This window comes from Gynurincola endophyticus (genome assembly GCF_003991195.1).
Classification (GTDB): Bacteria; Bacteroidota; Bacteroidia; order Chitinophagales; family Chitinophagaceae; genus Gynurincola; species Gynurincola endophyticus.
In genome coordinates this window covers 182,078-194,567 of the sequence record NZ_RCWL01000006.1, presented here as the reverse complement: position 1 = coordinate 194,567, position 12,490 = coordinate 182,078, and the positions used below count along the sequence as shown (strand labels likewise).

11 protein-coding genes are annotated in these 12,490 nt (G+C 38.8%); 2 read left to right on the top strand and 9 right to left on the bottom strand.

All coding sequences use genetic code 11. The features are described from left to right. Positions 1–1,487: 1,487 nt before the first annotated feature. Both cdd and lepB read right to left on the bottom strand, forming a co-directional pair. The gene (gene cdd, locus D9O48_RS12700) at positions 1,488–1,976 is read right to left on the bottom strand and encodes a cytidine deaminase (protein WP_126973353.1); all 489 of its coding nucleotides are present in this window, start codon (positions 1,974–1,976) and stop codon (positions 1,488–1,490) included. Positions 1,977–1,986: 10 nt separating this feature from the next. Continuing rightward, complete coding sequence (gene lepB, locus D9O48_RS12695; RefSeq protein WP_126973352.1) at positions 1,987–3,555, bottom strand: signal peptidase I; 1,569 nt, start codon at positions 3,553–3,555, stop codon at positions 1,987–1,989. Positions 3,556–3,715: 160 nt separating this feature from the next. On the opposite strand from lepB, the gene D9O48_RS12690 reads away from it, so the two are divergent. After that, positions 3,716–4,609, top strand: coding sequence for a MerR family transcriptional regulator (locus D9O48_RS12690; protein WP_126973351.1), 894 nt, complete (start codon positions 3,716–3,718; stop codon positions 4,607–4,609). A 23-nt stretch (positions 4,610–4,632) separates the two neighbouring features. Next, on the top strand, positions 4,633–5,241 hold the full coding sequence (gene miaE, locus D9O48_RS12685) for a tRNA-(ms[2]io[6]A)-hydroxylase (RefSeq protein ID WP_126973350.1): 609 nt from the start codon (positions 4,633–4,635) through the stop codon (positions 5,239–5,241). Positions 5,242–5,375: 134 nt separating this feature from the next. Here miaE and D9O48_RS12680 read toward each other — a convergent pair whose 3' ends face one another. From D9O48_RS12680 to D9O48_RS12650, 7 genes are all read right to left on the bottom strand, one after another. Further along, a complete protein-coding gene (locus D9O48_RS12680) occupies positions 5,376–6,386 on the bottom strand; it encodes a GSCFA domain-containing protein (protein WP_233589242.1) in 1,011 nt (336 codons plus the stop codon). Positions 6,387–6,393: 7 nt separating this feature from the next. Further along, positions 6,394–7,257: a hydroxymethylglutaryl-CoA lyase gene (locus tag D9O48_RS12675; RefSeq protein WP_126973349.1), complete on the bottom strand. Its 864-nt coding sequence runs from the start codon at positions 7,255–7,257 to the stop codon at positions 6,394–6,396. Between the two features lie 10 nt (positions 7,258–7,267). Beyond that, positions 7,268–8,038, bottom strand: coding sequence for a 23S rRNA (guanosine(2251)-2'-O)-methyltransferase RlmB (gene rlmB, locus D9O48_RS12670; RefSeq protein ID WP_126973348.1), 771 nt, complete (start codon positions 8,036–8,038; stop codon positions 7,268–7,270). Continuing rightward, positions 8,022–8,579 (bottom strand): NUDIX domain-containing protein, encoded by a 558-nt coding sequence (locus tag D9O48_RS12665; protein ID WP_126973347.1) that lies wholly within the window; start codon positions 8,577–8,579, stop codon positions 8,022–8,024. Before D9O48_RS12665 ends, rlmB begins: the two co-directional genes overlap by 17 nt. A gap of 210 nt (positions 8,580–8,789) precedes the next feature. Beyond that, positions 8,790–10,043 (bottom strand): methionine adenosyltransferase, encoded by a 1,254-nt coding sequence (gene metK / locus D9O48_RS12660; RefSeq protein WP_126973346.1) that lies wholly within the window; start codon positions 10,041–10,043, stop codon positions 8,790–8,792. A gap of 49 nt (positions 10,044–10,092) precedes the next feature. Continuing rightward, a complete protein-coding gene (locus D9O48_RS12655) occupies positions 10,093–11,556 on the bottom strand; it encodes a DUF4270 family protein (protein WP_158624889.1) in 1,464 nt (487 codons plus the stop codon). A gap of 33 nt (positions 11,557–11,589) precedes the next feature. Further along, positions 11,590–12,402: a glycogen/starch synthase gene (locus tag D9O48_RS12650; RefSeq protein WP_126973344.1), complete on the bottom strand. Its 813-nt coding sequence runs from the start codon at positions 12,400–12,402 to the stop codon at positions 11,590–11,592. Positions 12,403–12,490: the final 88 nt, after the last annotated feature.

The window sequence follows — 12,490 nt, the reverse complement described above, 5'->3', positions numbered from 1 at the left end:
TAATTGAATCATTAGGAAATGAAATTGATTAGCCTCTTTACATATTCATCTCTTTTACTTCAAACTCCAATGGCAAAACATGAAGCGAATGAAGAAAAAAGTAAATCAAGGACGCTTCTGCCGAAGCAACTCGTTGCTTTCTTCATTCTCTTCTAAATGTCAGGGCTTCATTTCCTTCTTGTTTTTAAATACCAATTTCAAACATAGGAGAAACTTAGGAATCATGTTGATTAGCCTCCTTACATATTCATCTCTTTTACTTCAAACTCCAATGGCAAAGCATAAAGCGAATAAAAGAAAAAAGTAAATCAAGGACGCTTCTGCCGAAGCAACTCGTTGCTTTCTTCATTCTCTTCTAAATGTCAGGGCTTCATTTCCTTCTTGTTTTTAAATACCAATTTCAAACATAGGAGAAACTTAGGAATCATGTTGATTAGCCTCCTTACATATTCATCTCTTTTACTTCAAACTCCAATGGCAAAGCATAAAGCGAATAAAAGAAAAAAGTAAATCAAGGACGCTTCTGCCGAAGCAACTCGTTGCTTTCTTCATTCTCTTCTAAATGTCAGGGCTTCATTTCCTTCTTGTTTTTAAATACCAATTTCAAACATAGGAGAAACTTAGGAATCATGTTGATTAGCCTCCTTACATATTCATCTCTTTTACTTCAAACTCCAATGGCAAAGCATAAAGCGAATAAAAGAAAAAAGTAAATCAAGGACGCTTCTGCCGAAGCAACTCGTTGCTTTCTTCATTCTCTTCTAAATGTCAGGGCTTCATTTCCTTCTTGTTTTTAAATACCAATTTCAAACATAGGAGAAACTTAGGAATCATGTTGATTAGCCTCCTTACATATTCATCTCTTTTACTTCAAACTCCAATGGCAAAGCATAAAGCGAATAAAAGAAAAAAGTAAATCAAGGACGCTTCTGCCGAAGCAACTCGTTGCTTTCTTCATTCTCTTCTAAATGTCAGGGCTTCATTTCCTTCTTGTTTTTAAATACCAATTTCAAACACAGGAGAAACTTAGGAATCATGTTGATTAGCCTCTTTACATATTCATCTCTTTTACTTCAAACTCTAATGGCAAAGCATGAAGTGAATGAAGGAAAAAAGAAAATCAAGGACGCTTCTGCCGAAGCAACTCGTTGCTTTCTTCATTCTCTTCTAAATGTCAGGGCTTCATTTCCTTCTTGTTTTTAAATACCAATTTCAAACATAGGAGAAACTTAGGAATCATGTTGATTAGCCTCTTTACATATTCATCTCTTTTACTTCAAACTCTAATGGCAAAGCATGAAGTGAATGAAGGAAAAAAGAAAATCAAGGACGCTTCTGCCGAAGCAACTCGTTGCTTTCTTCATTCTCTTCTAAATGTCAGGGCTTCATTTCCTTCTTGTTTTTAAATACAAATTTCAAACATAGGGGAAACTTAGGAATTAAGTTATTAAACCTCATCCCTTTTTCAATTTTCCATTTTCAATTTCTTACAACAATTCCTTCGCCCCAAAAGCTAAAGGCAATAAGTTCGTGGCTTTGTCAAGCACTATCACTTTACCTTCCAGCCCCGACAGAATCATTTTAAAAGATCCGAAACGGGTTTCATATTCACTCAGCACCTGACGGCAAACACCGCAAGGGCTAATCGGGTGATCACTTGCCGCCTGTTCAGGTTTATATGAAATGGCCATTGCCAGTATATGATGGGGGTGATATTGCGAAATCACTGCAGCCATGAGTACACGTTCTGCACAGATTCCTGCCGGAAAAGAGGCATTTTCCTGATTCGTACCGGTTACAATCCGGCCATCGCTCAACAAAGCTGCCGCTCCTACATTAAACTTTGAATAAGGCGCATAACTATATTGAGTAGCTTTTCGGGCTGCTGCTAATAACTCGGCATCGGCTTTTGATAAATGCTCACCGGAGTCAAATTCTGTCAGGTCAAAAGACAATATAACCTTTCTACTACCCATATTTTTTAGTTTAATCTTTTATTCTTTTCAACATCCTGTCCCAACGGATACCATTCTCCAGACTAAAGAAAATCAACCAGGCTCCACCTACAATGTGATCTTCAGGAACAAATCCCCAGTAACGGGAATCCTGTGACTGGTCTCTGTTATCTCCCATCATGAAGTAATAATTCATTTTGAAAGTATATTCCTGCGCCGGTACACCATTGATGGAGTATTGCCCGGCTTTGCCTTCTACTTTATTTTGTTCGTATACTTCGATACAGCGTCTGTAAAAAACCATATTATCTTCTGTTAAAGCAATCGTAGCACCACGTTTAGGTACCCAGAGCGGACCGAAATTATGACTTGACCATGCATAGTTTTTATTGCGTGGAAATACATCGCTTCTCGGTGCTTCTGATTTCTTTTCAATTCTGGCCACTTCAGGCATCTGCATTACCTTACCTAACTCACTTTCGGTTAAGTTCAACTGTAATACTTTACCGTTTTCCATTGCCGCATAATCCATCTGCGTATAAGAAATACGAACCCCACGGTCACGTAACATTTGCTCGGTTAAAATAGACTTTACATATACATGATAAAAGCTGGCTTGTGTGGGTGATACGTAAGCAGATTCACCATTGATCAGCAACTTACCGCCTCTGATTTCCAATGTATCTCCTCCGATAGCCACACAACGCTTAATATAGTTTTCTCTTTTATCAACAGGACGTGTAATCAAAGGATATCTTCTCGGATTATTCAAAATCGCTTTACGGCCGAGCTCCAGATCATAAATCATTTTTCCGGCTGAGTCAAATTTGTTGGTCATTCCCTCGGCCAGCATCTGGTCGTAATAGGTAATCCGTGACTGGAACTCCGGTAAATTAATAACAGTATCTCCTACCGGCAGGTTAAATACCACAATATCATTTCTGTCAACATCTTTCGCAAACCAACGTTTATAAGGAAGCTGGATCAACTCGCTGTAAGATTTTACCTCCAGCTTAGGAACAGTGTGGTGTACAAATGGAATAAATAAAGGTGTATTCGGAACCCTTACTCCATAAGTTGTTTTACTGACGAACAGGAAGTCATTTACCAGTAATGTTTTTTCCATCGAAGAAGTAGGAATCATATAGGCTTCAAAAACAAAAGCTCTGATCAGTGTAGCAGCTACGATCGCAAATACAGCTGCATCCACCCACTCACGCACACCGGATTTTTTATGCTGACGAACTTTTTCTGCTCCGATAAAACGGGTGTCTTTATGATTGGCGATGTAGGGAAAATAAATGAAAGGAATAAGAACAGCACCGGCATGATCAAGAAAAGAGAAACGTCCTAATAATTTGGCGAACTCAACCAGAATCCACAAACTCACAAACCAGCCAACAATTGGTAAAAACTGACAATAAAACCACACTTTTTTAAGTCCGGTCAGTTTGTAGATTTCCCACATATTCAGGAAAGGAACAAAAGCTTTCCAGGCGGGAATATTCAACTTCTTAAAGATCAGATAAAAGCCGTACGAAGGTAACATGACAATCAGAATGGCTATCAGATAAATGATCGATATGTCTAAAAAACTCATTTTAATTAATTTATAAGCACCAAAAATAGAACTTTCTGTTCATTCCTATAGTTTACGAATATAGTATAAAACTTTATCGAGATCAAGATTTTACCATAAACGTTACTTTTTTAGTTTTTCTTTTAGAAAGTTTGCTAATTTACTATAAGAAAACCAGCCTATGAATGTTTTTACCATCAAAGAAGCCGAAACATTAACGGGTATTAAAGCTCATACACTCAGAATTTGGGAACAGCGTTATGAAATGCGGCTGTGTATTGATAAAAATGGTCGTCAGCGGCTCTATACGCCGACTGAGATGAAGTTTTTATTAAGAGTTGCCTATCTGATTAAAACAGGTTACAAAATTTCTCAGATAGCTAAACTGGCGGGCCTGGAAATAGAACAACTGACGGTTCAGTTCCATCCGAGAATTCCCCGGTTAGATACTTACTTTAACCGGTTATCCGATATCATTCTTGATATGGATGTAAACGAATTTAAGCGTTTGTTAACAGAAATGCAGGAGGAATATACCGCTGAAACCATCATCCACGAAATATTACTGCCGATCAGCAAACACATCGAACAGGTGAGCATTGTTTCAAAAAGAAAATTCACCCAAAGTGTGGTTGCACAGCAATGGATCAGCGAATATATTTGCCACTGTACCGAATTTCTACCTAAACAATATCAAAACAATATGCACCTGTTCATATTGTTTACTCCACCTCAGCAAAACTTTGAAACATGTCTTCTATTCACGAACTATCAGCTTAGAAAACACTACATACAAACTATTTATCTGGGTAAAAATATAGACCCGGCAGTGTTGAAGCAACTGTTGAATCGTTTTCCCCATGCCGCACTTTGTTTTGATATGGGCTACATGGACTTCAGTGCTTCTTTCAGAAACTATATCCAGGCATTAACAGAATTTGCCCCTACACAGAACATTTTCTATAGTCAGCAGCCGAATATGGGATTCTATGCTAATCTTCCCAAAAACGTACATGGCTTTAAAGGAGTAGAAGAAATTTTATATTGGACAGAGGTTCAACACGCGGAGCCCTAAGTTTTTTTTACCTTTGCCGTGTTATGGAAACATCACAATACGACAAAAACATATTAGGATTGCAACTTCCTACAGACCCGCGCTGGGTTGATCTGGCCGGTATTTCACTGGCCGACATCCTGACCGATCATGCCTATTGCGAGCAAAAAGCAGCCACCAGCTGCATCTCATTAATTCAACGTTATAGCGATAAAGAAAAACTGGTACGTGATTTGGCTCCCATTGTTACTGAAGAATGGGGACACTTCAGGCTGGTATTGGCTGAGTTAGATAAAAGAGGCTTACCATTTGGGAAACAAAGAAAAGACGAATATGTAAACGCACTGTTGCAATTTGAAATAAAAGGGGGAAGTGAAGAAAGCCGTTTGCTGGATAAACTTTTAATCTGTGCATTAATTGAAGCCAGAAGTTGTGAGCGCTTCAAAAGATTAAGCGAAGGATTAAATGATCCCTATCTCCAAAAGTTTTACCGGCGTTTTATGGAATCAGAAGCCGGTCATTACCATCTATTTATTGAACTTGCAGAAACTTATGTTGCCAAAGATAAAGTGCGTGAACGTTGGCAGGAATGGTTAGCGCAAGAAGCATTGATCATGCAACAACTGGAAGTTCGGGGTGACAGAATGCACTAAAAAATGAAGAATTAATAGTTAAGAATGAAGAGTTGAAAGCGAAGCATTGACCAGCTAAAAATGAAGAATTAATAATGAAGAAGGAAGAGTTGAAAACGAATCATTTTTAATTATTAATTCTCAACTCTTAATTTCTAAAGTTTCCCTTTCAGGAAGTGATCCAGCTCTTTCGAAAAGTCAAGAAAAGGATATTCCTTCATTAATTGCCGGGCTTTCTCCGCTTGTGTTTTCAAAAATACCTGATGAGCATTAGTGCCTTCATGCATCGGCCGGTGCTTAGCGGCTGTTACCAGTTTTTGTACATGCTCAGCAATTTGATTCGCCTCTCCCGACACAAATTCTTTCATGAAATTTTCAAGTACAAAGTTGGTAGCGGCATAGTTGGGATGAACCATGTCTACATCAAAAAAACGGTAATCTCTTAACACATCTATTACCAGTTCATAAGCAGCAAAGTAATGTAACCGGTCAAATTTGTTCACCAGATGATGTACAGATTCGAGTAATCTTGCTTTGGATCGATTATTCGCCACCACTCCATCACGGATATGCCGAACCGGGCTCACGGTAAAAATCACCTGTATACCCGGATTAAAGAAGAACAGCTGATGCAACATATTATCTAAAGAAGTAACCGTTTCTTCAATTGTCATCATATGTTTATCAAACCATTGCTGAGGTGCGCGGTGACAATTTGCTACACCCAATCCTGCCCCGCCACCGGTAGCAGCAGCCTGGTTGGTTAACCGGTAAGAAAAAGAAGATCCCAGCGTTATAATCAACCACTTTGCAGTTTTTAGAAACCGGTGAGCTTCCTCTTGTGATTGATTCATCTTGTTTAAACACGCTTCAGGAGTTAATGCTGAAAATCGTGAATGATGATACCAGCTTTGCCAAACATCATTCAGGTAAAAAATATCCTTTTCCGTGTATAAAGTCGGTTTTATATATGACTTCAGGGCATGCACCGTACTCGCCGGGTCAAACAGAATACCATTCGGATTCTGCAGTACCGGAAATTTATAGTTCGCCAACGCATTACCGATATGCTCGGTAAAGCAGGAACCTATTAAAAATACCGGTTCGTTATATTCAATCATCTTCCCCTGATAATGAGAAGGGATATTTAACATAAATGACGACATATCCTGATTATTGAAACACCTGTAGAGCCAGTGCTGTAGCTTTATGTAAAGCAGTTTTATTAATACCGGTATCGATCGATTTCTTTTCAAAAAAATCAATCATCCATTCTGTATCCATATTACCTACCAGATCGTCTTTTGCCATCGGACAGCCACCGAAACCTTTTAAAGCACCGTCATAGCGGATACATCCTGCCTCAAAAGCAGCCTGTAATTTCTCAATGCGGGTTTCAGCACTCGCGTGCAGATGTACTCCGATTTCAATAGCAGGAAATTCACTGATCAGGCGATGAGTGGTTGTATATACCTGTTCGGCAGTAGCAATACCGACCGTATCTGCCAGCGACAAAATCTTTATTCCCGCCTCTGTCAGTTTTTTTGCCCATTCCATTACAATCAATTCCGAATATGGATCTCCGTAAGGATTTCCAAATCCCATTGACAAATAAACCACCAACGTTTTTTGATGTTGTAAACAAATAGCCTGAATATTCTTCACTCTTTCAAACGCTTCTTGAATAGTAGCATTGGTATTACGCATCTGAAAAGTGGGAGAAATGGAAAACGGAAAGCCGAGATAGCTGATATGTTGCAATGAAGCGGCTTGTTGAGCTCCTCTTTCATTGGCAATAATCGCCAGCAGCTGATTATTGCCGAGATTATCTTTAATAGCCTCGTAAACCTCCGGCGTATCAGCCATTTGCGGAATGGCTTTGGGTGATACAAAACTTCCGAAATCGATGGTATCAAAGCCCGCTTCTAATAAACTTTTTATATAGTTTATTTTCACATCGGTAGCAATAGGATGTTTCCATCCCTGCATTGCATCCCGGGGGCATTCAATAAGTTTAATCGATTGTCGGTTATCCATAAAATTTATATTATGAAAAAGTTCTTTGTTTTACAGATTCATACAGTATAATACCGGCTGCCACAGAAACATTGAACGATTCAAAATTTCCGCTCATAGGAATGCGGAAAGTCTGATCAGCTAATTTCATTAAGGCAGGAAATATTCCATGTTCTTCACCACCCATAATGATGGTACAGGGTTGTTTTAAATCAACTTCATGCAGATATGATTGTGCGGTCATTTCTGAAGCCAGTACGGCAATACCGTTCAAACGCAAAGTATCGGCAGCTTTCATCAAACTGTTGACACGGCATACCTGAATTTTTTCTAATGCACCGGCTGATGATTTCAGTGCTTCTTCATTCAAGGCTCCCACTCCCCTGTCGGGAATGATTAACGCCTGTGCCCCGCAGGTTACAGCCGAACGGGCAATGGCACCGATATTTCTTACATCGGTAACACCGTCGAGCATAACAAACAACGGCGTTTCACCTGAAGAAACTACGTGATCGATGACTGCCTGCAAATCGAGGTATTGCACTAAAGCTGCGATAGCAATCACCCCCTGGTGATTTGCTTTTGTCATACCATGCAATTTCTCTACCGGAACATATTGAACAGGCACCTGATACTGACGGGCCAGGTCACGGATTTTTACAATTGCATCACCACTTGCATTCTTTTGAAGCAGTATTTTGTCAATGCCCCTGCCGGCTTCCAATGCTTCAATAATAGGTTGACGGCCTATCACTAAAGCCGATTGTTTGATTGCCGGTTTTCTTTTAAAGTATCCTTCCATCTAATAACATCAATTTTACTTTCAGTATACCTGCAACGCTTAAAGAGTCGGTGATTTCACCACGCTCCACCATCTCATATACTGTTTGAAAAGGTAATTTTTTTACGATGAGCTGTTCTGTTTCTTCAGGACAAGCTGTATGTTGTTCTAAATTCTGCGCAAGATAAATAATTCCGTATTCATCGCTCACAGAATTGGATAAATGCATGGTTTGAACAGGTGTCCATTTTTGGGCTACCAATCCGGTTTCTTCCAATAATTCACGTTGAGCGCCTTCTAAAGGATCATTGACCAAAGGGCTACCCCCTTCAGGAATTTCCCAGCTGTAGGCATTGAGGGGAAACCTGTATTGCCCTACCAGAAAAGTATTTAAATTCTGATCCAATGCAATAATACCGATTGCCAGATTCTTAAAATGTACTTTACCGTAAATTCCGGGGTTGCCGGCAGGATTTAGTACCTGATATTCAGTAATTTTTATCCAGTTATTCTGATAATGATCTTTTTCACTCAAAATAGTCCACGGATTATCCATTTGCATAGTAAAAGTCTGATTAATACGGTATAAAGATACTACTTAATTAAGAAGAGCGAATGGTTAGCCTGTAGATATGGAGCTCCATTCGGTATTACCCTGCTAATTACTTAATTTCTAAATGTTAAGTAATGACTGTTGAGTAATAAATACTCATTTCAACTAAAAAGGGTAGAGCTTCCGGCTCTACCCTTTTGTATAAAAATTCTTATAAAGTTATTTCAAGCCGAATGCTTTTTTCACTTTAGAAACATAGTCTAATTTTTCCCAGGTAAATAACTCTACTTTCTTTTTCACTGTTTTACCATCAGGAGAAACAAAGGTTTTTGTTACTTCCTGTGGTTTTCTACCCATGTGGCCGTAAGCAGCTGTTTCACTGTAAATAGGGTTACGCAATTTTAATCTTTTCTCAATGAAATAAGGACGTAAGTCAAATAATTCATGAACGATTTTAGCGATTTCACCATCTGTCAGTTCAACTTTAGCAGTACCATAGGTATTGATGTATAAACCCATTGGTTTAGCTACGCCGATCGCATAAGAAACCTGTACCAGTACTTCGTCGCACAATCCTGCAGCAACAAGGTTTTTAGCAATATGTCGTGTAGCATAAGCAGCGGAACGGTCAACTTTTGAAGGATCTTTACCACTGAAAGCACCACCACCGTGTGCACCTTTACCACCATAAGTATCTACGATGATTTTACGGCCTGTTAAACCGGTATCACCATGCGGGCCACCGATTACGAATTTACCGGTTGGGTTGATATGGTAAGTGATTTTTCCGTTGAAAAGTTTTCCGAATTTTTTATACTTATTCTTTACACGCGGAATCAGGATATTAATAATATCCTTCTTGATTTTATCCTGCATTTTAGTTTCGGTATCAAAGTCATCGTGTTGAGTAGAAATAACGATGGTATCGATTCTTACAGGTTTATTATTATCATCGTACTCAAGAGTAACCTGGCTTTTTGCATCAGGGCGTAAGTACTTGATTTGTTTATTTTCTCTTCTTAATGCAGCTAATTCAATCAACAACTTATGGGCGAGGTCTAATGCCAATGGCATATAGTCGTCAGTTTCATTGGTTGCATAACCGAACATCATTCCCTGATCACCTGCTCCCTGCTCTTCTTTTTTCTTTTTATCAACCCCTTGATTGATATCTGCAGACTGCTCATGAATAGCAGATAAGATACCGCAAGAGTTTGCTTCAAACATATATTCGCTTTTGGTATAACCGATTTTACGGATAACACCTCTGGCTATTTCCTGTACATCTAAATAAGCTTTTGATTTAACTTCTCCAGCCAGTACTACCTGACCGGTTGTTACCAGTGTTTCGCAGGCTACTTTTGCCTGTGGGTCGAAAGCAAGAAAATTATCAATTAATGCATCAGATATCTGATCTGCAACTTTATCAGGATGTCCTTCTGATACACTCTCAGAAGTAAATAAATAAGGCATAATAATGAGTTAGTCTGTTAATAAATCTTTACAAAGATAATGGAAGTATCTACAGTTTAGTATAGATAATGCGGAATTTAGCCGGCTTTGTAGTATGGCTTCCACCTCCTACAACCACTCTTCCTGCTCCTATGTAATCATTAATGAACAGGTAGCTCGCCAGGGGCCCGAATGCTCCAGTAGGAGATTCATAATACGGATAGGTTGCATAAGGGTTGTAAACTCTGAAAGTATAGTAAGGTAATTTATTAGTTACGACGCTCTGCATGAATCTCGACAGATTAAATCTGTAAGCATTGTTTTTATGTATCCCTTCCAGTGAAGCGATTTCATACCCCAGAATACTGCTGGTAGAAGTTACAAAATCTCTTCTGATAGTAAACACAGAGTCTCCGGTTTTACTGATCGCATCAATAAATAATATGTTAGGAGATAAGAAGGTATTACTTTCAGCGCTGGGTAATTCTTCAAAAATCAGTTCAGCACGGTTAATAATTCTGTTGGTAGTCTGGAAGGTATCCAACCCTTTAATATTAACAGAAATATACGATCCGGGAGAGGTCTGAATGAAACCAAGGTCGTCGTTGGTGGTTCCGTTATTAATATAAGATAAATAATCACCACCCGGAACACGTGTAATCAGGTTAGCCTGTGTACCCTGACTAAAACCTGATGAATAGTTATAAATCATGCTATAACTGGCAGTATCAATCACAGGGTTATCGTTCTGAATAGTAGTTGACTTATAATAGAAGGTTAATTTGGTATTTGTACTGTTAGACAGGTCCCAATAGCTGATCGCTTTTTTGTTAGCCGAGGAAGCAGCTAATTTCACCACAACTCCTTTAAAATGGGTTTTAAAGAGTGAATCGCTTTTGAACTGGGTAGCTGTATCGTAAGCCAGAAATTGATTTGCCCAGCTTAAATTCATAGGAATTCTTAACACATTCGTACTGTAAACAGTATCCGACCCGTTTTCGATATGCATTACGGAATCTTTCAGCATGGTAGGCAGAAAAATACGGCTTCCGATTACAGTAGGATCGGTATCAATCTGATCGGCGATATAGAAAATAGAATCCGTTTTAAAATTACCGGTTGTATTGCTGATCGGATAAACTTCAAAAGTTTGCGGTAAAAGTGTATCACCATATACAGTCGTATAGCTGATCGACAGAACAGCAGAATCCAAAACTACATTATCTCTATTTCCGAAAGGATAAAAACCGTAGCTGGTAGGATTCAAGCTGAAATACATAGCTGCTTCTGTATTGCCAAATACGGGATCCTCTAAAATACCGATGGCATTTTTGCTGGCAGCTGTAATACGTGTACTATCCGCCAGAAAATGGTTATCGATTTCAACAGGCAATATCACTTCAAATGTATGCACATTATCCACTTCAGGGATAAGGCCGGCACCAACAGTGGTTGCATCAATTTTAGCACAGGCATTCCATAAAATCGCAGACGACAGGAATGCTGAAACAGACACTAAGAATTTCCTATTCACGCAGAAATTGTTGTGGGTTAGAATTTGTTTTCCTTATTTAGCAAGGTCGGAATACAATTGCAAATAGTCTGTTAAATCTGATTCCTCATTAAAGTTTAAGACCTTTTTGCCTTTTACTTTACCGAATTCGTCCTTTAAACTCGGGTCAACATCTGCAGTACCGAAAGAAATAGCATCCGCATAGCTGGCACCCCCTCTTAACATACCCAGATTATCTGCACTTGCATAAGGCTCCAGATCTTTGTCTTTAATATTTGCATTAATATTCGCTATTTGAAGGAAATCATCCCCCAAACTTTCTGTAAATGTATTACTTCCAATCGTATAAATCAACTTGCTATGTGCAAAAACAGGTTCTTTTTTGTAGGCAGTTTTCAAGAAAAGAGGAACTAAACCTGTCATCCATCCGCTGCAATGGATAATATCCGGAGGCCATCCGAATTTTTTTACGGTTTCCAATGCACCTTTACAGAAGAAAACACTTCTTAATCCGTTATCATCGAACCATTTTTCTTGTTCGTCATGATAAATATACTTACGTTTGAATAAATCTTCATTATCGAGGAAATACACTTGTAATCGTGCATTTGGTAACGAGGCAACTTTAATCTGAAGTGGATAATCATCATTATCTACCGTCACATTGATTCCTGACAAACGCACCACTTCATGTAAGCGGTGACGACGTTCATTAATGACCCCAAACCTTGGCATAATACAACGAACTTCGTAACCATTGTCATTTGCTTTTATTGCCAATTTGTTCACGATTTCAGAAAATTCAGTCAACTCCAGATATGGAGACATTTCGTTGGCAATAAATAAAATTCTTTTCTTTGTCAGCATTATGGTATTAATTGGTTAGAATATCCCTATTCGAAATAGGGTGCAAAGTTAAGGCTTTTTTCGTAAAAAATGAGCCGTATAGCCAGTT

Coding starts and splice junctions, on each gene's coding strand:
- D9O48_RS12650 (WP_126973344.1), bottom strand. CDS start 12,402: ATGCTGACAAAGAAAAGAATTTTATTTATTGCCAACGAAATGTCTCCA.
- D9O48_RS12690 (WP_126973351.1), top strand. CDS start 3,716: ATGAATGTTTTTACCATCAAAGAAGCCGAAACATTAACGGGTATTAAA.
- metK (WP_126973346.1), bottom strand. CDS start 10,043: ATGCCTTATTTATTTACTTCTGAGAGTGTATCAGAAGGACATCCTGAT.
- D9O48_RS12675 (WP_126973349.1), bottom strand. CDS start 7,257: ATGGATAACCGACAATCGATTAAACTTATTGAATGCCCCCGGGATGCA.
- rlmB (WP_126973348.1), bottom strand. CDS start 8,038: ATGGAAGGATACTTTAAAAGAAAACCGGCAATCAAACAATCGGCTTTA.
- cdd (WP_126973353.1), bottom strand. CDS start 1,976: ATGGGTAGTAGAAAGGTTATATTGTCTTTTGACCTGACAGAATTTGAC.
- lepB (WP_126973352.1), bottom strand. CDS start 3,555: ATGAGTTTTTTAGACATATCGATCATTTATCTGATAGCCATTCTGATT.
- miaE (WP_126973350.1), top strand. CDS start 4,633: ATGGAAACATCACAATACGACAAAAACATATTAGGATTGCAACTTCCT.
- D9O48_RS12665 (WP_126973347.1), bottom strand. CDS start 8,579: ATGCAAATGGATAATCCGTGGACTATTTTGAGTGAAAAAGATCATTAT.
- D9O48_RS12680 (WP_233589242.1), bottom strand. CDS start 6,386: ATGTCGTCATTTATGTTAAATATCCCTTCTCATTATCAGGGGAAGATG.